Here is a 23,317-nt window from a genome sequence, read left to right on the forward strand (position 1 = left end):
GCCGACTTCCAGGTGCGCGGCAGCACCAGCGCGGTGCCGTAGCCCCGGGCCCGCAGCTGCTGCGCCAGGCCCCATTGCTTGGCCACCGCAAGCCGGCTGCGCGGCAGGTCCCAGACGATCCCGGAGCGGACGCCCGGCATATAATCGACCAGCGGGGCGCATAGCGGGGTGACCAGCAGGTCGACCGGCCGGTTCGGCCAGCGCGCTTTCAGCACCCGCACCACGGTGTGGCCGCGCACGAAATCGCCGATCCACATATACGGGACGATCAGGATCGGCCGGGTGTCCGCCGCACCCTCCACCGCGATCCCATCTATTGAATTAAGAATCATATCTTTGTGCTGGTACCCGGCCACCCCCGCTCTTGCATTGCATGGGGTTGTTTTCGCAATTTTGATTTCGGCTCCGTCGGTAACCGCTCCGCTTCCCGACGTAAAGCCGCGCCGGCTGTCTTCACCACGCGGCATGACCCAAGTTGCCTGCCGCGCCTGACTGGGGCAAAGCTGGCATCCCAAATCAAGGGCAGGGTGCTGAATGCTGCTGGTGACCGGAGGCGCCGGTTTTATCGGATCGAACGTCGTGGCCGCGTTGAATGACGCCGGCCGTGCCGATGTCGCGGTTTGCGACGTGCTCGGCCATGAGGGCAAATGGCGCAATCTGGCCAAGCGCCAGCTTGCGGACTTCGTGCCGCCGGCGGGCCTCGCGGACTGGCTGAGGGGCCGCCGGCTCGATGCCGTGATCCATCTCGGCGCCATCTCCGAGACCACGGCCACCGATGGCGATCTCGTCATCGAAACCAATTTCCGGCTGTCGATGCGGCTGCTCGACTGGTGCACGGCCAATCCGACGCCGTTCATCTACGCCTCGTCGGCGGCGACCTATGGCGATGGCGCGCAGGGTTTTGCCGACGACCCGTCGTTACCGGCGCTGAAGACGCTGCGGCCGATGAATTTGTACGGCTGGAGCAAGCATCTGTTCGACATGGCGGTCGCCGAACGCGCGGCCAACGGCGAGCGGCTGCCGCCGCAATGGGCCGGCCTGAAATTCTTCAACGTGTTCGGCCCCAATGAATATCACAAGGGCACGATGATGAGCGTGCTGGCGCGGCGCTTCGACGACATCAAGGCCGGCCGCGCCGTGCAGCTGTTCAAATCCCACCGCGACGGCATCGCCGACGGCGATCAGCGGCGCGATTTCATCTATGTCGACGACGTGGTGCGGGTGATGATGTGGCTGATGGCCAGCCCCGATGTCAGCGGCATCTTCAACGTCGGAACCGGCACCGCGCGCAGTTTCAGGGACCTGATCCTCTCGGCCTATACCGCGCTTGGCACATCCGCGAACATCCAGTATGTCGACATGCCCGAGAAAATTCGCGACAGCTACCAGTATTTCACCCAAAGCGAGGTCGATCGGCTGCAGCGCGCCGGCTACAATGGCGGCTTTACGCCGCTGGAAGACGCGGTTTCTGCCTATGTCGGTGATGTTCTGAATCGCACCGACCGTTTCCGCTGACGGCGCAACAGATGACGAGAAAAAATGTTCGATTTTGAAGCCCTGTCGGGAGCGATTGCCGGCCAGACGGTGCTCTGTGTCGGCGACCTCATGCTCGACGAATTCGTCTATGGCGAGGTCTCGCGGATCTCGCCGGAAGCGCCGGCGCCGGTCATCGCGGTGCGGCGGAGCGAGACCAATATCGGCGGCGCCGGCAACGTCGCGCGCAACATCGGCTCGCTCGGCGCGCGCTGCATTTTTGTCGGTTTGATCGGCGAGGACGGCGCCGGCGCGGCGCTGAAATCGGCGCTTTCCCAGGAAAACAGAATCGAGAGCGTGCTGGTTTCCGACCCGTCGCGGCCGACGACGCGAAAGGTGCGTTTCGTCTCCGAACATTTCTCCACTCACATGCTGCGTGCGGACTGGGAATTGGCGCAGCCGGCGTCCGCCGCGGTCGAGCAGAAGCTGATCGACGCGATCCTGCCGCAAATCTCCCGCGCGGACATCGTGCTGTTGTCCGACTATGCGAAGGGCGTGCTCACCGCGCGCGTGATCCGCAACGTCATCGACGCCGCGAAGAAGCTCGGCAAGCGCGTGATCGTCGATCCCAAGAGCGCCAATTTCGCGATCTATCGCGGCGCCACGCTGCTGACGCCCAACCGCAAGGAATTCGCGGAGGCGACCCGCAGCCGCGCCGACACCGAAAAGAGCATTGCCGACGCCGCACAGGACGCGATGCAATTGGCGGACTGCGAAGCCATCCTGGTGACGCAGAGCGAGAACGGCATGACGCTGGTGCCGCGCCACGGCGAGGCGATCCATGTCCCGGCGCATCCGGTGAAGGTACGCGACGTCTCCGGCGCCGGCGACACCGTCGCCGCGGTGCTGGCGGTCACGCTTTCCGCCGGAGCCGATTGGGAAACCGCGTTGCGGATGGCGAATGCCGCCGCAGCCGTTGCCGTCGGCAAGAAGGGCACCGCCAGCGTGACGTCAGCCGAGCTGCGGCGGAAAATCCTGCCGCATGCCTTTCTCGCGGCGGAAGAAAAGATCGTGGCTTCAGGCACCGGCCTCGAGGCGCAGCTTGCGGATTGGCGCCGGCAGGGGTTGCGGGTCGGTTTCACCAACGGCTGTTTCGACATCCTGCACCCCGGCCACGTCAAGGTGTTGACCGCGGCGCGCGGCGCCTGCGACCGGCTGATCGTCGGTCTCAACAGCGACGCCTCGGTGAAACGGCTGAAGGGCGAAGCGCGCCCGGTCCAGGACGAACGCGCGCGCGCGGAAGTGCTGGCGGCGCTGGAGGCAGTCGATCTCGTGGTGGTCTTCGAGGAGGACACGCCGATCATGCTGATCGCCGCGATCAAGCCGAGCGTGCTGGTGAAGGGCGGGGATTACACCCGCGACCAGGTGGTGGGCCACGAGATCGTCGAAGCCCATGGCGGCGAAGTTCTGCTGATTGACGTGTTGCCAGGCTTCTCCACGACCTCGCTGGTCAATCGCGCCCGTGGGGACAAGGCGTGAGCGCTGCCGCAGGTTCCGCCTGCGCCGGCTGGCATGCACGCGCGGGATGAGCTATCAGCGGGTTTGCTGCGGCACCCGAATTTTCCTCGTTACCGGTCGGCGAAATGATGCGGCTCTCGAATCTGACCCTGCGCAACGTGCTGATCGCCACGCACGACGCGCTCGCGACGGCGCTCGCGCTGCTGGTGAGCTTCTATCTTCGGTTCGAGGGCGACGCGTTTTTCGATCGCCTGCCGCTGTTGCTGCGCATTCTGCCCTGGTTCGTCGCCTTCAGTGTCGTGGTTGCCTACACGTTCAACCTCACCACCACGAAATGGCGGTTCATTTCGCTGCCGGACGCGCTGAATATCATGCGCGTTGCGGCCGTGCTGACGCTGGGACTGGTGGTGCTGGACTACGTGATCGTTGCGCCCGGCAGCGGCACCACCTTCTTCCTCGGCAGGATCAACATCGTTCTCTACTTCTTTCTTGAAGTCTTCTTCCTGAGCGCGCTGCGATTCGCCTATCGCTATTTCCGCTATACCCGCGTGCGCCATCACGCCAGGTCGGAAGACGCCTCGGCGACCCTGCTGGTCGGCCGCGCCGCGGATGCCGAAATTCTGCTGCGCGGCATCGAAAGCGGCGCCGTGAAGCGGATCTGGCCGGTCGGGCTGCTGTCGCCGTCGCCTGCCGACCGCGGCCAGACCATTCGGGATATTCCGGTGCTGGGCGGGATCGACGATCTCGAGGACGTGATCGGCGATTTCGCGCGGCGCAACAAGCCAATCATGCGTGTGGTGATGACACCGTCGGCATTCGAACCCGAGTCGCATCCCGAGGCCGTGCTGATGCGGGCCCGTCGCCACGGGCTGATCGTCAGCCGGCTTCCGTCGCTGGAGAGCGGAGACGTTCCGCGGCTGACCAATGTGGCCGTCGAGGATTTGCTGCTGCGTCCCAGCGAAAAGATCGACTATGCGCGTCTCGAGGGCCTGGTGAGGGACAAGGCGGTGATCGTCACGGGCGGCGGCGGTTCCATCGGTTCGGAAATTTGCGACCGTGTCGTGACTTTCGGCGCCGGACGGCTGCTGGTGATCGAGAACTCCGAACCGGCGCTCTACGCCGTGACGGAAACGCTGGCCGCGCATGGCGGCAGTGCCGTGATCGAGGGCCGGATCGCGGACATCCGCGATCGCGAGCGCATGCATCGGCTGATGATCGAGTTCAAGCCGGACATCGTGTTCCACGCCGCCGCGCTCAAGCACGTGCCGATCCTGGAGCGCGACTGGAGCGAGGGCGTCAAGACCAACATCTTCGGATCGGTCAACGTCGCCGACGCAGCACTGGCTGCGGGCGCCACCGCGATGGTGATGATCTCGACCGACAAGGCGATCGAGCCGGTCTCGATGCTGGGGCTGACCAAGCGATTCGCCGAGATGTATTGCCAGGCGCTCGATCACGATCTGGCGGCGGAGCAGGGCGGCAGGCCGCGGATGCGGTTGATTTCCGTACGCTTCGGCAACGTGCTGGCGTCGAACGGGTCGGTGGTGCCGAAGTTCAAGGCGCAGATCGAGGCCGGCGGGCCGGTCACGGTCACGCATCCCGACATGGTCAGGTACTTCATGACCATCCGGGAAGCCTGCGACCTGGTGCTGACCGCGGCCACCCACGCGCTGTCGCCGGCGCCGGCGGATGTTTCGGTCTACGTGCTGAACATGGGCCAGCCGGTCAGGATCGTCGACCTCGCCGAGCGCATGATCCGGTTGTCCGGCCTGCAGCCGGGCCACGACATCGATATTGTGTTCAGCGGCGTGCGGCCGGGGGAGCGGCTGAACGAAATCCTGTTCGCCGCCGAGGAGCCCGCGGTCGCGATCGGCGTCGCCGGAATCATGGCGGCCAAGCCCAACGAGCCACCGATGGCTGCCTTGCGCAAATGGCTCGCGGCGCTGGACGAGGCCATCGTCCGGGATGACCGAACGACCATCAGGGCGGTGTTGAAGGATGCGGTACCGGAGTTCGGCTCGCCCGCGGCAGAGGAATCCGCGGCCGCCGGCACCTTGCTACGATCCTGATCGGCGGATCTGGAAAATCCGCCTGACGAAACGCAGGAAAAATGCGGGGTCGATGATCGGCGCGTTGAGGTGTTGGCGCCGTGATCGCAAGCATTCCAGGTTTGCGCGCAGGGTGATGCGCCAGCCCTGGGTGCTGATGCCGCCGATCTGGAAGTCCACGAGAACCCGCGGGATGTAGCGCGCCCTGAAATCGTTCAGCGCCATTGCCCGCAGCATGTAGTCGTAATCGGCGGTCGTGACATAGCTCAGATCATAGTCGCCGACCTTCAGCGCCACTTCCTTGCGCATGTAGAAGGTCGGGTGCGGAGGCACCCAGCCGAGCTGAAACGAATGGCGATTGAATGTTCCGCCGCGCCATGAACGCACCACGCGCTTGGTGCGATGATCCGTCACCATATGCAGGTCGCCATAGGCGATGTCGGCATCCTGCAAGGCCGCGGCGATGTCGCTGAGGACGCGCGAATCGTGAAACGTGTCGTCGGAATTCAGGAACCCGATAGCGTCGCCCTCGAACAGGTGAAAGCCCTTGTTCATCGCATCGTAGACGCCCTGGTCCTTCTGCGAGAACACGCGTATCGCGTCGGACCCGAACGACTCGACGATCTTCAGCGTCGCATCGCTGGATGCGCCGTCGATCACCAGCATTTCCTTTTCGGGATGGTCCTGCTCGAGAAAGGACTGGATCGTGAAGCCGATCGTTGCCTGTGAATTGTAACTCGCTGTGACGACGCTGATCTTCATTGCTGTCTCGTGCGGCGTCAGGTTACCGAGGCCGAATGGCGCTGTCAAAAACCGCCGGTCCTGCCGACTGCCCGCATCGTTGCTGCTCAGCTTCGTCAAGTTGCAGGACGACGGCGGGCCTCGCCCGACGCGTGCATTCAGTCGCGAACCTCGATCGGCGCGGCGCCCTTGGCCGCCTTTTCGGCGCTGAATATCCACACCAGCCCGCCGAAGGCGCCGACGATGAACGACACGGCGCCAAGCAGCAGCGAGATATTGACGCCTTCACTGCTCATCAGCCCGGCATAGCCGAATGCCAGGCCCATGGTGGCCTCGCGGACACCCCAGCCGGCGATCGAGATCGGCAGCATGGTGATGAGCATGACCGGCGGGACCAGCTGAAAGATCTGGCCGAACACCACGGGCGCTGCGATCGATTGCACGACGCACCATGCGATGACGACGGCGAGCAGGTGAACCAGAAACGACAGCGCCGCGATTTTCGGACCGCGGTCCCGGCTGAAGATGACGCGGTTGGCGATCACCGAACAGGCATGCAGGTGGTTGGTGCCCCACCAGCGCTTCAGCCACGGCCATGGCAACCTGCCCAGGATCAGGAATCCCAGGCCGCCCGCAAGAGCGGCGAAATCGATCGCGAGCAGCGCGGTGCGGCCCTGCGGATCGGTGATCAGATTGTAACTCCAGGGCAACGTCGCCACGATGACGACCGCAAGCGCGATCAGGCCGATCGCGCGATCGACGAAGATGGAGTAGGTCGCCGCCCGCCAGCCGGCGCCGGCGCGTGCGACCAGCCACAACCGCACCGCGTCGCCGCCGATCGAGGAGGGCAGCGTCTGATTGAAGAATGTCCCGATTACATTGTAGCGCGTCGCCTGCGCGGTTCCGAGCGGCGCGCCGCATTCGGCGCTGACCTCGCGCCACCGCAGCACGCCGACGAAGATCTGCAGGAACATGACGGCGATCGCAAGCCCGATCCAGCCCAGGCTCGCGACGTTGAAGCGCGAGGCGAGCTCGTAGAAATCGACCTTGCGGAGCGCGAGATAAAGCAGCCCCGCGGAAATCAGTATCTTTAACGCTGAAAGCAGAATCCGGCGCATGCGGTGCGCGCTCTTCGGTTCGAGAAAGGGTTAATATTGCGCGATCCGGCAACCGCGCATTGAATTTCGTCCGTCTTGGTATGGTTTTGAGGCCGATCTGGCAATAGCCGGGCAACTGGGTATTGCGGCACCCTCGACACGACGGGTAAAGAGGCCGTGAAGCCGTCGACATCAGGAAGTTCGAGGAGCCAATGGCAGGGCGAATAATCCCGTTGATCATGTGTGGCGGCGCCGGGACCCGGCTCTGGCCCGCCTCGCGCGAGGTGCGTCCGAAGCAGTTCCTGCCGCTGTTCGGCACGCGTTCGACGTTTCAGGATACGTTGCTGAGGGTGTCGGAGGCCGCCTTGTTCGAGCGTCCGATCATCATCACCAATACGGCCTATCGCTTCATGGTGCTGGAGCAACTGGCGGAGCTCGGCATTGAGGCGGATATCCTCTTGGAGCCGATGCGACGCGATTCCGGGCCGGCGATTGCGGCAGGTGCCGCCTTCGCGCAAATCCGCGATGCCGATGCGGTGGTCCTGGCGCTCGCCGCGGACCATGTGGTGGGCGATACCCCGGCTTTCGTCGCCGCCTGCCGCAAGGGGCTGGTCGCGGCCGAGGCCGGCAGCATCGTGACTTTCGGCGTGAAGCCCGAACGTGCGGCGACCGAGTACGGCTATATCAGCCCGGGTGACCCGATATCGGGCGAAGTCCGCAGCGTTGCCAAATTTGTCGAGAAGCCGGATCCGGCAACCGCCGCTGGCTATATCAAGCTGGGCTATCTCTGGAACAGCGGCAACTTCATGTTTCGGGCCGCGATGCTGCTCGATGAATACCGTAAGGTGGATGCCGACAGCGTGCAGGCCGTCACGGCGGCGGTGACCGGCGCCGGACGCGATCTCGGATTCGTGACGCTCGATCCGGAGTCGTTCGGAAAGGCCAGGGCGATCTCGATCGATTACGCGGTGATGGAAAAGACCGCGCGCGCCGCGGTGGTTCAGGTCTCCTGCGGCTGGTCCGACGTCGGCTCCTGGCACGCCGTGTGGGAGCTGTCGGACAAGGATGCCGAGGGCAACGCCGCGCAGGGCGCCGCGGTGTTCGAGGATTCCCGCAACTGCAACGTTTCGACCGACAGGGCGCTGGTGGCGCTGGAAGGCGTCGACGATCTCGTGGTGGTGGCAACACAGGACGCCATTCTGGTGTCGCGCCAGAAGGATGCCAACGGGCTGAAGCGGCTGGTCGCGAAACTGAAGACCTTTGCGCCCCAGGTAACCGAAGAACACATCAAGGTGCACCGGCCCTGGGGATCCTATCAATCCGTCGACAATGGCGATCGCCATCAGGTCAAGCGCATCATCGTGAAGCCGGGCGGTCGCCTCTCATTGCAGAAGCATCACCATCGCTCCGAGCACTGGATCGTGGTGCGGGGTGCGGCGCGCGTGACGGTCAACGAACTGGTCAAGACCGTGCACGAGAATGAATCGATCTACATTCCGATCGGCGCCACGCACCGGCTGGAAAATCCGGGCAAGATCTCGCTGGAATTGATCGAGGTCCAGACCGGAAGCTATCTCGGGGAGGACGATATCATCCGCATCGAGGACGACTACCGGCGGGTTTGACACCCGTGCCAGTTTGGCGGAACGGTTGGTGGCGAAGGATGTCCCGAACAAGCCTGACGGACGATCGGTGGTGAGGAGGCCAGCTATCCGCTTTGGAGGACAACCGATGGGTGAGCCGCGGCGGCAGGCGTCGGGAGATTGATGGAATGAAAGTTCTGGTCACCGGTGTCGCAGGTTTCATCGGCTCGCAAACCGCGACGACCTTGATTGCCCGCGGCGATGACGTCATCGGGCTCGACAACCTCAATGACTATTACGACGTGAACCTCAAACTGGCCCGCCTGGCGCGGCTGCAGGGACAGAACCGTTTTCAGTTCGTGAAAGCCGACCTTGCCGACCGCGGGGAAATCGAGCGGGTGTTTGCAGAGCACAGGCCGGATCGCGTCGTCAACCTCGCCGCGCAGGCAGGGGTCCGCTACGCGTTCGAGAATCCCCATTCCTACGTCGATTCCAACCTTGTCGGCTTTCTGCATATCCTGGAAGGGTGCCGCCATCACGATATCAAGCATCTGGTCTATGGTTCTTCGAGCTCGGTTTACGGCGCCAATACCAGTATGCCGTTCAGCGTCCACGATAACGTCGATCATCCCCTGAACCTGTATGCCGCCAGCAAGAAGGCCAATGAGCTGATGGCGCATTCCTACTCCCATCTCTATGGCCTGCCGGTAACCGGCCTGCGCTTCTTCACCGTTTACGGCCCATGGGGCCGTCCGGACATGTCGCTCTTCCTGTTCACCAGGAAGATCATCGCCGGCGAGCCGATCGATGTGTTCAATTTCGGCAAGCATGCCCGCGATTTCACCTACATCGACGATATTGTCGAAGGGGTTGTAAGGACGCTGGACAAGGTCGCGACACCCAATCCGGACTGGAATGGCGCAAAGCCGGATCCGGGCACGTCGGCGGCGCCCTACCGTCTGTACAATATCGGAAACAACCAGCCGATCGAACTGATGTATTTCATCGAATGCATCGAGAAGGCCGTGGGCAGGAAGGCGGTGAAGAAAATGCTGCCGCTTCAGCCCGGCGATGTGCCGCGCACCTACGCCGATGTCGAGGCGCTGGTGTCCGATATCGGCTTTCAACCAAAAACGGCAATCGAAGACGGCGTTCAGCGCTTTGTCGATTGGTACAGGGATTATTATCGCGTCGCCTGAACGACCTGTGGGATTCCCAGCCGGCGCTGGCGGCATGGCGGGTAGATGACGTCGGCGGGGACCGGGGGAAATGGGCCGCTCCGCTTGCGCTCAAGATGCCAATGCGGTTTGTCGTCCACAATTTCGGGTTGAAACAGTTCTCCTGGAGATGGAACTGGCAGCTTTTGCCACCCTGGGAGCCGCGATGATCGGGCAGCGCGCGATCACCAGCCGGCTAATCGATTCGTTGCAGGTGGACGTGACCAAGATCCGGGAACTGCTTGGCTGGCGCAAGTGCGTGAGCGAAGGTCTGCGGCAGACCGCGCGTTGTTTTCAAGGGTTCGACCTTGACCCGGTAGCCCAATCGGCTTAGGCGGCACGAACACCGTGTCCGTCAGTGGACCGCTGTATGGTTGACCGGTCGGTTCGACCATCACCGACGGGCCAGCCATGAAGAGAACCTTCGATTTCTTCGTTTCGGCATGCGGGCTGATCGTGCTGATGCCCTTCATGCTGATCATTGCGTGGTTCGTCGCACGGTCTTCGCCCGGTGGCGTCCTGTTCGTGCAAACCCGGATCGGCAAATTCGAAAAGCCGTTCAGGTGCTACAAGTTTCGGACCATGGCGCACGGCGCCCCCAGCGCCGGTTCTCATGAAGTCGACGACAGCTGGATTACGCCGACCGGACGGCGCTTGCGGTCTTCGAAGCTTGACGAACTGCCGCAGCTTTTCAACGTGCTGCGGGGAGACATGAGCCTGGTCGGCCCGCGGCCCTGTCTGCCCAACCAAAGCGAGGTGATCGCGGCGCGCCGTGCCCGCGACGTCTTCCGGATCCGTCCCGGAATCACCGGGCCGGCCCAACTGGCCTCCATCGACATGTCGACGCCCGAGAAACTCGCCGAGGCCGATGCAAGCTATATCGAGAACCAGACATTTACCGGCGATCTGCGCATCGTTGCAGCCACGGTGCTCGGCGCCGGCTCCGGAGATGCGGCGAACCGGTGACGGTGGGTTGATGGTACATTTGAGTAGCCTCCCCATGGTTCCCAGCCGGATGCCAAATGTGCCCGGCAGGTATATAGAGCGGTGTGTCAGGGTGATCCGTCGGCCGCGGAATGGCCTGCCAGCAGCATGGTTGGTAACGGAGTGCAGCAAATTGTGTATTCCTGTGCGCGAGAGGGCCTGTTAAGCGACCATGCGGCCGACCGCGGAGTGGAGCGGCGCCTTCCAGAATTTGCAAGCTTTTGGAATGGCTTAAAGCGACAAGGCTTGGGGTGCGAAGGGGATTTTGATGCGAGTCGGCGTTATCGGCGCAGGTGTCATGGGCACCAACCACGCGCGCGTCCTGGCCGGGCTGCCGGATACCACGCTGGTCGGGATCGTCGATCCATTGCCGGAGCATCGTACCCGCGCCACTGAGCTGGCCGGCTGTCGGGCCTTTTCCACGCTGGACGAACTGCTCGCCGAGGGCGTCGATGCCGTGACCATTGCCGCACCGACGCATCTCCATCATGAGGTGGCGCTCGCCTGCATCGCCCGCGGCATTCACATCCTGGTCGAAAAGCCGATCGCATCCACGGTCGAGGAAGGACGCGACATCGTCGAGGCGGCCGGCCGCGCCGGCGTGACGCTGATGGTGGGGCACGTCGAACGCTTCAATCCCGCGGTCGCCGCCATCAAGCAGGCGCTGGCGGGCGAAGATATCCTCTCGATCGCCATCACGCGCGTCGGTCCGTTTCCGCCGCGGATGTCGAACGTCGGGGTGGTGATCGACCTCGCCGTGCACGACATCGATCTGATCCGCTGGTTCACCGAGTCCGATATCGTCGAGGTGCAGCCGCAATTGTCCAGCGCCATCGCCGAGCGCGAGGATATCGCGCTGTTGCAGTTCCGGACCGCCTCCGGCGTGCTCGCCCATATCAACACCAACTGGCTGACTCCCTTCAAGGCGCGCAGCGTCACGGTCGCGACCAGGGGCAAGTATGTGATGGGCGATCTGCTGACCCGCCAGGTCACCGAATGCTTCGGCTTCAAGCCGGACGGCAGCTATTCGATGCGCCATCTGCCGGTTGGCCATGACGAGCCGCTGCGCGCCGAACTGATTTCGTTTCTCGGCGCGGTGAACTCCGGCGCCGTCCCCGCGGTTACCGGCGCCGAAGGCGTTGCCAGCCTCGAAATCGCCATCCGCTGCCTGGAAACGCCCACCCGGCCCGCCGCGTCCTCCGCCCGCAAGGGGCCACGCCGCGTCGTCGGCTAGCGATCCCTGAATGTCCCAGTCCCAATCCTCGCAAGAATCTTCGCAAGGCTCCATGAACCAGCATCTGCGTCCAGAACCCGTACCGTTCATCGACATCGCGGCGCAGCGCCGCCGCCTCGGCCCGGCGATCGATGAGGCGGTGACCCGCGTGCTCACGCATTGTCAGTTCATCAATGGTCCGGAAGTGACCGCGCTGGAGGCCGCGCTCGCCGAATACAGCGGCGCAAAATATGTCGTGACCTGCGCCAGCGGTACCGACGCGCTGCTGATGGTGCTGATGGCCAAGGGTGTCGGCCGCGGCGATGCGGTGTTCTGTCCGTCGTTCACGTTCTGCGCGACCGGCGAAGCGGTGGCGTTGACCGGAGCCGTGCCTGTTTTCGTTGATGTCGACGAAGCGACCTTCAACATGGACGTGGATTCGCTGAAGCGCGGCATCGCCACCGCGCGAAAGCGCGGTCTCGCGCCGAAGGCGGTGATGCCCGTCGACCTGTTCGGGCAGAGTGCCGATCATGATGCCATCGCGGCGGTGGCGGAGGCCGAGGGCCTGTTCGTGCTCGACGACGCGGCGCAGGCGTTCGGCGCCAGCTACAAGGGCCGCCGCCTCGGCACCCTCGGCCTTGCCACGGCGACAAGCTTTTTCCCCGCCAAGCCGCTGGGCTGCTACGGCGACGGTGGCGCGATCTTCACCGATGACGCCGCTCTTGCCGAAACCCTGCGCAGCATCCGCGTCCATGGCCAAGGCTCCGACAAGTACGACAATGTCCGTCTCGGGCTTACCGGGCGGCTCGACACCATGCAGGCGGCGATCCTGCTCGAGAAACTGAAGATTTTCGACGACGAGATCGCCGCGCGCAACCTGGTCGCGGAGCGCTATGCGCGCGGCCTCGGCAATGTGGTGTCGGTGCCGCGCCTCGCCAGCGGCTGCACGTCGATTTGGGCGCAGTATACCATCCGGCTGCCCGCGGGCTGCGACCGCGACGGGTTCGCTGCGGCGCTGAAGGCGCAGGGCGTCCCGACCGCGATCTATTATCCGAAATCGATGCATCAGCAGACCGCCTATCGGGATTTTCCGGTCGCCGACGGCGGTTTGCCGGCGTGCGAACGGCTTTCCGACGATGTCATCAGCCTGCCGATGCATGCCTATCTCGATGAACCGACACAGGAGCGGATCATCAGGGCTGTGCGCGGCGCGCTTGGCGCATGATCCCGAAAAGTGGAATCCGGTCTTCGGAGAAGATCATGCGCAAAAAGAAATTCTGCTGATTTCACCATTTTGCGGCGCTGCCGCTTGCTGTAGAAGCGGCTGATGCTCGGACGTATCTTCACCGTCGGCGGCTTTACGCTCCTTTCGCGGGTGACCGGGTTTGCGCGCGACATCATGCTCGCGGCCATTCTCGGCGCCGGCCCGGTGGCCGACGCGTTCTTCGTGGCGTTGCGGCTGCCCAATCACTTCCGGGCGATTTTCGCCGAGGGTGCTTTCAATGCGGCATTCGTGCCGGCCTACTCGCATGTCCTCGGCGAGCGCGGGGCTGGCTCCGCCAGTCTGTTCGCCGATCGCATCTTCACCCTGCTGTTTCTGACGCAACTGGCGTTGCTGGCGGTGGCATGGCTGTTCATGCCGCAGGTGATCGCCATTCTGGCGCCGGGATTTTCCGCTGATCCCGTACGCGGCGAACTCGCGGTCGAACTGACGCGGATCACGTTTCCCTATCTGCTGCTGATCACGCTGGTGACGCTCTATGGCGGCATGCTCAACGTCATGCACCGCTTCGCCAGCTACGCGGCGGCGCCGGTGTTTCTCAATTTGTCGATGATGGCGACGTTGGCGCTGGCGGCGTTCTTTCCCGGCGTCGGCCATGCCGCCGCATGGGGCGTGCTGATCGCGGGCTTCCTCGAATTCTTCCTGCTGGCGGGCGACGCGGCCAGGAGCGGCATCCTGCCGAAATTTGCACCGCTCAAGCTCGACGAGGATGTCCGCCGCTTCTTTCGTGCACTGGGGCCTGCAACGGTTGGTTCGATGGGCACGCAGGTCGCGCTTTTCGCCGACACCATCATCGCGACGTTCCTGCCGGCGGGGGCGCTCTCGGCGCTGTATTATGCCGACCGGCTCAACCAGCTTCCGATCGGCGTGATCGGCATCGCCATCGGCACCGTGCTGCTGCCGGAGATGTCGCGACGGCTGACGGCGAACGATCAGGCCGGCGCGATGGCGTCGCAGCGGCGGGCCTTCGACTTCACGCTGCTGTTTTCGGTGCCGTTCGTCGCTGCGTTCCTGACGGTGCCGGACGTCATCATGCGCGCGATGTTCGCGCGCGGCGCATTCTCGAAAGCCGATGCCGCGGCGGCCGGCGCCACGCTCGCCGCCTACGCGATCGGATTGATCCCGTTCGTGCTGATCCGCAGCGCGGTCGCGACCTTCTATGCCCGCCAGGATACCGCGACGCCGGTCAAGGCGGCGCTAACCGGCATCGCCGTCAATATCGCGCTCAAGATCGCGCTGGTCGGTTCACTGGCACAGGTCGGTCTCGCGCTAGCGACCGCGGTCGGTGCCTGGATCAACCTGCTGCTGGTGATCGCCTTCGCGGTGCGGGCAGGGTACCTCGTCCTCGACCGCGCGCTGATGCAGTCGCTGGCGAAGTTCGCCTTGTGCGGGATCGTCCTGGCGGCCGTGCTGTGGTCGGCCGGCTGGTACGCCAATCAGCAACTGGCGCATTGGAGCACGCTGCGCGACGAAACGGTGCTGCTGCTCCTGATAATCACCGGCGCGGTGGTCTATGCCGGCTTGATCCTGCTGCTGTTTGGCCGCCGATGGCTGCTAGCGCTGGTGCGGTCCTCCTGAATTTCATCGACCTTTCAATGTCATACCGCGAGCTTGCTGCCGCACTGCCGCCTTTTTGCAACATCCGCGAGCAAAATGCTGGAGCGATGCAACCGCGTATCCCCATGACCGAGATTCTCCACTAAGCTCAACGTCAGGTTTTTGATTTGATCCTATGGAGAGGAGCTCCCATGCGCGCTTCCACATTCAAGGCAATCGCGACCACGGCTTTCGCCGCAATCGCTGCGAGTTCGATCGCGTCCGCGGCGGATATGGCGCCGCGCTACACCAAGGCGCCGCCGCCGGTTGTCGAAATCTGGACCTGGGACAAATTCTACGTCGGCCTCAACGGCGGCTATAGCTGGGGCCGATCGGACACCTCAGGTACGTTCTACAACAATCTGACCGGGGTTCAGCTCAGCCCCACCGAGACCGGGACCATCCATCTCGACGGATGGCTTATCGGCGGCCAGATCGGCAAGAACTGGCAGTTCGGAAACTGGGTCGTGGGCCTCGAAGCCGACGGCCAGTATACCGACGAGAAGGGCGGTCGCGGCTTCACCTGCGTTACGCCGACGGCCCCCCCCGGCGGCGTTTGCAATTTTATTACTGCTGGACCCGGTGCCGGCGTCTCGCCGACCACGAGCTTCAACCAGCATATCGAATGGTTCGTAACCCTGCGCCCGCGTGTCGGCATGCTCGTCACGCCGTCGGCGCTGCTTTACGTGACCGGTGGCCTCGCGGTCGCGGGAATCAAGACCGACGGCGTCCTCAGTGGCTTTACAGCCATACAGACACCCACTTCGGTGGCCTGGAGCAACGACGCCACCAAGTGGGGCTGGGTGATCGGAGCGGGTCTCGAAGCACGCCTGGGCGGCAATTGGACCGGCAAGATCGAAGGCCTCTACATGGACTACGGCAGCGTTTCGGGCAGCCCGGTTCTCGCCACCAGCAATCCGCCGCTGCGGTTCGACTACAGGTCAGACATCACCGACGTCGTGCTGCGAGCCGGCGTGAACTACCATTTCGGCGGCCCGGTGGTCGCGAAATACTGATCCCGGCACCAGCGTTTCTCCTAACAATCAAAGCCCCGGCGTTTTCCGGGGCTTTGCGTGAGGAACGGCCCTATCGGAGCAGTGGCGCCTTTTTGCAACATCCGTGAGCAAAATGCCGGAGCACCGCAACTGGACGTCCCCTTGGCCGGGAATCCCCGGTAAGATCACGCCAGATTTCGATTTGATCTTACCAAGAGGGTCATGCCATGCGCACTTCCACAATCAAGGCAATTGCGACCGCGGCGTTCGCTGCGATGGCTGCGAGTTCGATCGCTTCGGCCGCGGATATGGCGCCGCGCTACACCAAGGCGCCGCCGCCGATCGTCGAAATCTGGACCTGGGACAAATTCTATGTCGGCCTCAACGGCGGCTACAGCTGGGGCCGGTCGGACACGTCAGGCACGTTCTACAACAATTTGACCGGAGTTCAGATCAGCCCCACCGAGAGCGGGAACATCAATCTCGACGGATGGTTGTTCGGCGGCCAGATCGGCAAGAACTGGCAGTTCGGAAACTGGGTCTTCGGCCTCGAAGCCGACGCCCAATGGACCGATGAGAGGGGCGGCCGCGGCTTCACTTGCGTAACGGCGCCCGGCGCTTGCAACACGCTTACTTTCGGACCTGGTCTGAATGTCGCGCCGACGACGACCTTCAACCAGGAAATTTCCTGGTTTGCGACTTTCCGCCCGCGGGTTGGCGCCCTCGTCACTCCGAGCGTGCTGCTCTATGTGACCGGCGGTCTCGCGGTCGCGGGAATCAAGACCGACGGCGTGATCAGCGGCTTTACTGCCGCCAGTGTGCCCACCTCCGCGGCCTGGGGCCACGATGAGACCAAGTTCGGCTGGGTGGTCGGCGCGGGCCTCGAAGCCCGGCTTGGCGGCAACTGGACCGGCAAGATCGAGGGCCTTTACATGGATTACGGCAACGTCTCGGGCAGCGCCACGCTGCTCACCAGCTCTCCGCCGCTGCGGTTCGACTACAATTCGGACATTACCGATGTCGTGCTGCGGGCCGGCGTGAACTACCACTTTGGCGGCCCGGTGGTCGCGAAGTACTGATCTCGGCGAAAGCCGCTCGCTACAGTGAAAAGCCCCGGCATCGTCCGGGGCTTTTTCGTTGGCGATCGCTTTTGCTGGCGATTGCAGTGCAACCGAACGTTTCCTCTTGGTCTGAGCTGCGAATTCCCTTGCGAAAGCGGTTTGCGCTGGCAGGCGAACCGCTGCAATATGGAATGATTATAATTCCAGAACCGGAGATACGATGGCTGCTCCCATCAAGTTCGGCGTCGGTCAAAGCGTCCTTCGCAAGGAAGATGACGCGCTGATTCGCGGCAAGGGCCGCTACACCGACGATCACGCGCCGCAGGCCTCGATGCATGCGCTGGTGCTGCGCTCGCCTCACGCCCATGCGAAGTTCACCCTCAATGCCACCCGCGCCAAAAGCCTGCCGGGTGTCGGGGCGATCCTGACGGCCGACGACGTCAAGGATCTTGGCGGTCTTCCCTGCCTGTTCAATCTGGAAGTCGACCCGTTCACCGGCCCACCCTATGCCATCCTTGCCCACGGTGTGGTGCGCCATGTCGGCGATGCCGTCGCCTTCGTGGTGGCGGACACCGTCGATCAGGCCCGCGACGCGATCGAGGCGATCGAGGTCAACTGGACGCCGCTGCCCGCCGTGATCGGCCTCGCCAATGCGGTGAAGAAGGGCGCGCCACAGGTCTGGCCGGAGCATCCGGGCAACGTGCTGTTCGACGTGCCGATCGGCGACAAGAAGGCGACCGAGGCCGCCTTCGCCAAGGCCCATGCGGTCGCCGAGATATCGATCGTCAATCCCAGGGCCATTACCAACTTCATGGAAACCCGCGCGGTGGTCTGCGAATACGACGCCAGGCGGGACCATTTGACGCTGACGGTCGGCAGCCAGGGCAGCCACCGGCTGCGCGATATACTGTGCCAGAACGTGCTCAAGATCCCGGTCGAGAAGATGCGGGTGATCTGTCCGGATGTCGGCGGCGGCTTCGGCACCAAGCTGTTTCCCTATCGCGAATACGCGCTCGTCGCGGTCGCCGCGCGGAAGCTGCGCCGGACCGTCAAATGGACTGCCGATCGTGCCGATCATTTCATGGGCGATGCGCAGGGCCGCGACAACCTCACCACGGCGCGGATGGCGCTGGCCGAGGACGGCAGGTTTCTCGCCATGGATGTCGACTTGATGGGCGACATGGGCGCGTATCTGTCGACCTTCGGGCCCTACATTCCGCACGGCGGCGCCGGCATGTTGCCCGGGCTTTACGACATCCAGGCCTTCCACTGCCGGGTCCGCACCGTCTTCACCAATACCGTGCCGGTCGACGCCTATCGCGGCGCCGGACGCCCCGAGGCGGCGTACGTGGTGGAGCGGCTGGTCGATGCATCCGCGCGAAAGCTCGGCATGGCGCCGGACGCCATCCGGCGCAAGAATTTCATCGCGCCGCGGGCGATGCCGTACAAGACCGCGACCGGCAAGGTATATGATTCCGGAGACTTCACAGCGCATATGAAGCGGGCGATGGAGATCGGCAACTGGAAGGAGTTTCCCAGGCGCGCCAAGGCCGCGAAAAAGCAGGGTCTGGTGCGCGGCATCGGCCTCGGCACCTATGTCGAGGTGTGCGGCACGATGGGCGAGGAGACCGCCAATGTCGCGCTCGATCCGAACGGGGACGTCACCATCCTGATCGGCACGCAGTCGAGCGGGCAGGGCCACCAGACCGCCTATGCGCAGATCGTCGCCGAGCAGTTCGGCCTGGCGCCGGAGCGGGTACACGTTTTTCAGGGCGATACCGACCGCATCGCCACCGGCCTCGGCACCGGCGGTTCGGCGTCGATTCCGACCGGCGGCGTCAGCGTCGAGCGCGCCACCCGCACGCTGGGTGCGAATTTGCGCGAGATCGCCGCGGAGGCGCTGGAAACCAGCGTCGGCGATCTCGAGATCAGCGACGGCCTCGTTCGGATCGCCGGCACCGACCGTTCCATCAGCTTCGCCGATCTGGCGAAGCGGCCGGGCGTCGATCCATCGAAGCTGAAGGCCGCCGCGACCTTCACCAGCGCCGACGGCACCTACCCCAACGGCACCCACCTCGCCGAAGTGGAGATCGATCCCGCCACCGGCATCATCGCCATCGTCCAGTATGTGATCGTCGACGATTTCGGGGTGACCCTGAATCCGCTGTTGCTGGCGGGCCAGGTTCACGGCGGCGCGATGCAGGGGATCGGTCAGGCCTTGATGGAGCAGGCGGTCTACGACCCGAAGGACGGCCAGCTCGTCACCGGTACGTTCATGGATTATGCGTTGCCGCGCGCGGCCGATGGTCCGTCATTCGTGTTCGAAACCCATAACGTGCCCTGCAAGACCAATCCGCTGGGCGTCAAGGGCGCCGGCGAGGCGGGCGCGATCGGCTCCTGTCCAGCGGTCGTCAATGCGATCGTGGAGGGGCTATGGCGCGAATACAGGATCGACCACATCGACATGCCGGCGACCCCGGAGCGGGTCTGGGTCGCGATCCGCGAGCACCAGCGCCAGCATAGCCTCTGATTTTTTTGTCGCGCACCGGGAATGAAAATCCGGGCGCGGGGTTTGGCCATAATCAGCACCATTCGCGATCAGGCGGATCGGCGCCATCAAAGAGAAGGGGGATTCGACCAATGATGATGCGAACTGTCATAGTGGTAGGAACGTTGTTGCTCGGTGCGGGCGCCGTGCTGGCGCAGCAGGATGCCGTCAAGCTGGCCCAGGACACCATGAAGGCCAACGGCAGGAACATGGGCACGGTGCTGGGCCCGATGGTCAAGGGCGAAAAGCCCTACGACCAGGCCGCGGTCGATGCCGCGCTCAACCAGTTCGACGACACCGCCAAGAAGCTGCCGACCATGTTCCCCGCCAGCGTCAAAAACGCCAAATGGGAAGGCGATTTCAGCCCGTCCCCGAAGATCTGGGATGACAAGGCCGGCTACGACGCCAAGGTTGCCAGCTTCGCCAAGGTGGTCTCCGAGGCCAAGGCCAAGGTCAAGGACCTCGATTCGCTGAAAGCCAATTTCCCCGGCATCGGCAGGGAATGCGGCGCTTGCCACGAGACCTATCGCCTCAAGAAGGGCTGATCGTTTCAGCCGCTTGGCACCCATCTACGGAACTGAAGGGGGCGGGCGCTGAAGCGTCCGCCCCCTTTATGTGTCGCGTGCGAAGCCTTATTTCGTCATCCCTGTGCGAAGCCTTACTTCGTCACCTGGCCGCGGATTTCGCCGGCCGGATTGGCGGCGGTATGGACGTTGATGTAATACTTGCCGGCCATCAGGTCGGCCGCCTGGGCGTCGGTCAGGGTGGCGCTGCCTTCAACCGGGCTCGAGGCCGCGTTAGGGATAGGCACGGCGACGCCGGCGTTCGCGCCGGGTGCCGCGGGTCCGTGGAAATGCGCGGCGGTCGCGGGACCGGAAAGCCCTGAATAGGTCAGTTTCCAGCTCAGCTTCTTGCTGGCGGGATCATAGTCGAGGTCGGCGGTACCCTTTCCGGCAGAGGCGACGGCGGCGCCCTTGCTGTCGAGCGTTACCTTCATCTTGTCGGCAAATGCGGGCGCGGCAAGGGCAATAGCCGCTCCGAACGCCAGCACGGCAAGCATGGTTCTGTTCTTCGACATGGTTTTCTCCCTGTTGACGCGACGTGATCGCACCGTTTCAAACAGCGCGCTTGCGGATTTATTCCTGCGGAGCCGCTTGAACGGCCTCAAATTTCAGGCAGCGCAAGGCTGCAATAACGGCCATACTGGCTCCGGATTCAGGCCATTGACGAGGGATCGGTGAATGCTGCGGCGAATTTTCCTTGCGCTTGTCGTTGCCGCCGCCATTGGCGGCGGGATTTTCTGGTGGCTGACGATCCCCGCGACGACAGTCGCGAATTCACTGCCGGCTTACACACCGGATACCGCCAACGGCCTCACAACGTTCAATGCCGGCGGATGTTCCTCCTGCCATGCCGTGCCGGGCCAGCCCGATCGTCTGAAGCTTGGCGGCGGGCTCCCCATTCCATCGCCGTTCGGCACCTTCCATTCGCCCAACATCTCACCCGATCCGACCGACGGCATCGGGCGGTGGACCGAAGCCGAATTCGTCAGCGCGGTGCTCGAGGGCACCGCGCCTTCGGGCGCGCATTACTTCCCGGCCTTTCCCTATGCCTCCTACGGGATCGCCCGGGTCGAGGACGTCCGCGACCTGTTCGCCTACCTGAAGACGCTGGCGCCGGTGCCCGGCAAGGTACGCGATCACGACGTGCCGTTTCCGTTCAATATCAGGCGCAATGTCGGAATCTGGAAATTCCTGTTCATGGACGGCACGCCGTTCCGGCCGGATCCCGCGCGCTCGGCGCAGTGGAATCGCGGCGCCTATCTGGTCAATGGGTTCGGCCACTGCGCCGAATGCCACAGCCCGCGCAATTTTCTCGGCGGTATCGTGACGGCGCAGCGTTTCGCCGGCGGACCGAATCCGGAAGGCGAGGGCTGGGTGCCGAACATCACGCAGAAGCGGCTCGGCGAATGGAGCGCCAAGGACATCGCCTTCTTCCTCGAAACCGGGCAGACGCCCGAAGGCGACACCGCAGGCGGATCGATGGCGCGCGTGATCCGCAATACGTCGCAACTGTCATCCGAGGATCGCGCGGCGATGGCGGAATACATCAAGTCGCTGCCGCCGGTGGAGGGACCGCCTCGGCCGACGAGGGCGGCGAAATCGTAGCCGTCTTTCGTCCCTCCCTCCCACGCGCCCCTCCCCACCGCTTTGCGGGAGGAGGGGAGAAGTGGAAGCCGCATCACGAGAACGTATCGGTCAGGCCGGCCTTGGTCAGCGCCGCTTTCCGTGCGGCCATCCACTCCTCGGTGAATTTGGCGGCATCGGCGGATGGGTTGCCCTTCATGAAGTCCTCCCATGCGGTGATCAGGACCTGCTGCCGCTTCAGAAGTGCATTGTTGTGCTTTTCTTGGTCGTCGCTCCACGCGCCGGCTTCCTTCAGCGCCTTGACGGCGCCCTTGTGCGTCGGCACGGCCCAGTTCTTCGCCTGCGCCTTTGCCGCAAGCCCGCTGGCGCCGGGCGCGTTGTCCTTGTAGCCGTCATAGCCGTCGATCAACGCCTTGGTCAGCGCGTAGACCTCGTCCTCGGGCTGGCTGCCATAGACGCTGTAGATCGGATACGGATAGGTACCCACCTCGATCGGCTTTTCCTTCGAGAATTCACCCGCGCCGCAGGTGGCCTTGTGCTCCGTGAAATACGGGCCGACCTTGCGCACGCGCTCCCATCCCGCTTTGTCGGAGAACGGCATGGAAGGCCAGGTGATGCCGCGCGGTGATGTCTGCAATTCCTTGGCGGGTCCGGAGATCGTCGAACCGAAAACCGCATCGGTATCGTTGTTGATGATGCCCTTCCACATCGCATTGTTGCCGGCGAACTCGACGATCTTGACGTCCTTTGCCGTCAGATTGGCGAATGCCAGCACGGCAAGTGCATTCTGGTTGAGCGCGGGCGAACCGACCACGAAGCCGATGCGCTTGCCTTTCAGGTCGGCGTAGCTTTTGACGCCGGTGTCGGCGGCGACCGCGAGTGAAAGGCCGTTGCAGTCGATTGAACTCAGCGTGATCTGGAGAGGCTGCGGTCCCCATTCCCGGGTCGCGAATTCGAACACGCCTTCCTGCGCGAAATAGACCCCCACGCCCATCGCCGAGATGCTGGCGCGCTTGAGGCGCAGCGGCTGCAGGCGGGCGACGTCGTTGCCGGCAGGCAATACGCGCGCGTCAGTGCCGTACTTGTCCTTGAACATCTTGCCGATGGCGACGGTGATGTTGAAGCCCGACGTACCGGTGTCGTATGCCGTCATCGTCACGCTGGGCGGCAATTTCACCTGCGCGACTGCCGTCGATGCCGTGATCGCGGATCCCGTCAACGCAATGGCCGCCAGCATCATCCTCGGATTGATCATTCCATTCCTCCCGTTGCGGCTGTCGTTGCAGCCTTGAGGCGCTTGTCGCCGAAGCCCCCCGTGGCCCGCAAGGCATTTCACGCCGGGGAGCAGGGCTCGCGCATGGCGTCGATGCTCGCGGATTTCCAGCCCCGCCGCAAGCCGGAAGCGCGATTCCGACGGAGGCCAAACGGCCCAGTTGGGCCGCTCCGGTCCGATAGCCGGTGCACAGCGGGTTGCCGTGGTGATCGTCGCGGTTGCGCCGACTCTCGCGAGTCCAGAGCCTAGCCGCCGCCGAACGCCTTGAAGGTGATGATGGTGTGGGTATCCTGGATACCGGGAATGACCTGCACCTTCTCGTTGACGAAATGGCCGATGTCGGTGGCGTTGTCGACGTAGAACTTGACCAGCAGGTCGTAATCTCCGGCAGTGGAATAGATCTCCGAGGCGATCTCGGCTTCGGCGAGCGCGTTGGCGACGGCATAGGACTGGCCGAGCTTGCATTTGAACTGCACGAAAAAGGGAACCATCGTTGTCGTCTCCAGGGAGCGTCGCTTCGGACGCAATATAGCGTTTTCAG

General features: G+C 63.8%; 21 protein-coding genes. 15 read left to right on the forward strand and 6 right to left on the reverse strand.

Going from position 1 to position 23,317, the window contains the following annotated elements; genetic code table 11:
- The coding region (locus Q8R73_RS08330; RefSeq protein ID WP_371126060.1) for a glycosyltransferase family 9 protein at positions 1–332 on the reverse strand (332 nt) is incomplete at its 3' end.
- Positions 333–534: 202 nt separating this feature from the next.
- Here Q8R73_RS08330 and rfaD point away from each other — a divergent pair.
- The 3 genes from rfaD to Q8R73_RS08345 all read left to right on the forward strand — a co-directional run bounded on the left by rfaD (position 535) and on the right by Q8R73_RS08345 (position 5,060).
- The gene (gene rfaD, locus Q8R73_RS08335; protein ID WP_305719069.1) at positions 535–1,515 is read left to right on the forward strand and encodes an ADP-glyceromanno-heptose 6-epimerase; all 981 of its coding nucleotides are present in this window, start codon (positions 535–537) and stop codon (positions 1,513–1,515) included.
- Between the two features lie 24 nt (positions 1,516–1,539).
- Positions 1,540–3,012, forward strand: a complete 1,473-nt coding sequence (rfaE1, locus tag Q8R73_RS08340) for a D-glycero-beta-D-manno-heptose-7-phosphate kinase (RefSeq protein WP_305719070.1) — start codon at positions 1,540–1,542, stop codon at positions 3,010–3,012.
- Positions 3,013–3,116: 104 nt separating this feature from the next.
- The gene (locus Q8R73_RS08345; protein WP_305719071.1) at positions 3,117–5,060 is read left to right on the forward strand and encodes an SDR family NAD(P)-dependent oxidoreductase; all 1,944 of its coding nucleotides are present in this window, start codon (positions 3,117–3,119) and stop codon (positions 5,058–5,060) included.
- Here the strand turns inward: Q8R73_RS08345 and Q8R73_RS08350 are convergent.
- Positions 5,049–5,801, reverse strand: a complete 753-nt coding sequence (locus tag Q8R73_RS08350; protein WP_305719072.1) for a glycosyltransferase family 2 protein — start codon at positions 5,799–5,801, stop codon at positions 5,049–5,051. The two genes, Q8R73_RS08345 and Q8R73_RS08350, sit on opposite strands and share 12 nt — an antisense overlap.
- A gap of 137 nt (positions 5,802–5,938) precedes the next feature.
- Complete coding sequence (locus Q8R73_RS08355; RefSeq protein WP_305719073.1) at positions 5,939–6,898, reverse strand: lysylphosphatidylglycerol synthase transmembrane domain-containing protein; 960 nt, start codon at positions 6,896–6,898, stop codon at positions 5,939–5,941.
- Between the two features lie 191 nt (positions 6,899–7,089).
- Here Q8R73_RS08355 and Q8R73_RS08360 point away from each other — a divergent pair, with 191 nt between their 5' ends.
- The 11 genes from Q8R73_RS08360 to Q8R73_RS08410 all read left to right on the forward strand — a co-directional run bounded on the left by Q8R73_RS08360 (position 7,090) and on the right by Q8R73_RS08410 (position 19,901).
- Positions 7,090–8,502: a mannose-1-phosphate guanylyltransferase/mannose-6-phosphate isomerase gene (locus tag Q8R73_RS08360; RefSeq protein WP_305719074.1), complete on the forward strand. Its 1,413-nt coding sequence runs from the start codon at positions 7,090–7,092 to the stop codon at positions 8,500–8,502.
- Between the two features lie 146 nt (positions 8,503–8,648).
- Complete coding sequence (locus Q8R73_RS08365; protein WP_305719075.1) at positions 8,649–9,659, forward strand: NAD-dependent epimerase; 1,011 nt, start codon at positions 8,649–8,651, stop codon at positions 9,657–9,659.
- A gap of 70 nt (positions 9,660–9,729) precedes the next feature.
- Positions 9,730–10,011 (forward strand): hypothetical protein, encoded by a 282-nt coding sequence (locus Q8R73_RS08370; RefSeq protein ID WP_305719076.1) that lies wholly within the window; start codon positions 9,730–9,732, stop codon positions 10,009–10,011.
- 77 nt (positions 10,012–10,088) lie between these two features.
- A complete protein-coding gene (locus Q8R73_RS08375; protein WP_305719077.1) occupies positions 10,089–10,643 on the forward strand; it encodes a sugar transferase in 555 nt (184 codons plus the stop codon).
- 286 nt (positions 10,644–10,929) lie between these two features.
- Positions 10,930–11,895, forward strand: a complete 966-nt coding sequence (locus Q8R73_RS08380) for a Gfo/Idh/MocA family protein (RefSeq protein WP_305719078.1) — start codon at positions 10,930–10,932, stop codon at positions 11,893–11,895.
- A 52-nt stretch (positions 11,896–11,947) separates the two neighbouring features.
- A complete protein-coding gene (locus tag Q8R73_RS08385; RefSeq protein ID WP_305719079.1) occupies positions 11,948–13,099 on the forward strand; it encodes a DegT/DnrJ/EryC1/StrS aminotransferase family protein in 1,152 nt (383 codons plus the stop codon).
- Between the two features lie 102 nt (positions 13,100–13,201).
- Complete coding sequence (gene murJ / locus Q8R73_RS08390; protein ID WP_305719080.1) at positions 13,202–14,734, forward strand: murein biosynthesis integral membrane protein MurJ; 1,533 nt, start codon at positions 13,202–13,204, stop codon at positions 14,732–14,734.
- Between the two features lie 170 nt (positions 14,735–14,904).
- The gene (locus tag Q8R73_RS08395) at positions 14,905–15,768 is read left to right on the forward strand and encodes an outer membrane protein (RefSeq protein ID WP_305719081.1); all 864 of its coding nucleotides are present in this window, start codon (positions 14,905–14,907) and stop codon (positions 15,766–15,768) included.
- Positions 15,769–15,974: 206 nt separating this feature from the next.
- Entirely contained in the window at positions 15,975–16,826 is an 852-nt protein-coding gene (locus Q8R73_RS08400) for an outer membrane protein (RefSeq protein ID WP_305719082.1), read from the forward strand.
- A 202-nt stretch (positions 16,827–17,028) separates the two neighbouring features.
- Positions 17,029–19,338, forward strand: coding sequence for a xanthine dehydrogenase family protein molybdopterin-binding subunit (locus Q8R73_RS08405; RefSeq protein WP_305719083.1), 2,310 nt, complete (start codon positions 17,029–17,031; stop codon positions 19,336–19,338).
- Between the two features lie 113 nt (positions 19,339–19,451).
- Complete coding sequence (locus tag Q8R73_RS08410) at positions 19,452–19,901, forward strand: cytochrome c (RefSeq protein ID WP_305719132.1); 450 nt, start codon at positions 19,452–19,454, stop codon at positions 19,899–19,901.
- Positions 19,902–20,014: 113 nt separating this feature from the next.
- Here the strand turns inward: Q8R73_RS08410 and Q8R73_RS08415 are convergent, their stop codons facing one another.
- A complete protein-coding gene (locus tag Q8R73_RS08415; protein ID WP_305719084.1) occupies positions 20,015–20,434 on the reverse strand; it encodes a CHRD domain-containing protein in 420 nt (139 codons plus the stop codon).
- Between the two features lie 163 nt (positions 20,435–20,597).
- Here Q8R73_RS08415 and Q8R73_RS08420 point away from each other — a divergent pair, with 163 nt between their 5' ends.
- Entirely contained in the window at positions 20,598–21,524 is a 927-nt protein-coding gene (locus Q8R73_RS08420) for a cytochrome c (RefSeq protein ID WP_305719085.1), read from the forward strand.
- A gap of 73 nt (positions 21,525–21,597) precedes the next feature.
- Here Q8R73_RS08420 and Q8R73_RS08425 read toward each other — a convergent pair whose 3' ends face one another.
- Together Q8R73_RS08425 and Q8R73_RS08430 are read right to left on the reverse strand one after the other, a co-directional pair.
- The gene (locus Q8R73_RS08425) at positions 21,598–22,758 is read right to left on the reverse strand and encodes a TAXI family TRAP transporter solute-binding subunit (RefSeq protein WP_305719086.1); all 1,161 of its coding nucleotides are present in this window, start codon (positions 22,756–22,758) and stop codon (positions 21,598–21,600) included.
- 263 nt (positions 22,759–23,021) lie between these two features.
- On the reverse strand, positions 23,022–23,267 hold the full coding sequence (locus tag Q8R73_RS08430) for an Lrp/AsnC ligand binding domain-containing protein (protein ID WP_212437491.1): 246 nt from the start codon (positions 23,265–23,267) through the stop codon (positions 23,022–23,024).
- Between the last annotated feature and the right edge of the window lie 50 nt (positions 23,268–23,317).

This window comes from Bradyrhizobium sp., from assembly GCF_030697065.1.
In the GTDB taxonomy this organism is placed as follows: Bacteria; Pseudomonadota; Alphaproteobacteria; order Rhizobiales; family Xanthobacteraceae; genus Bradyrhizobium.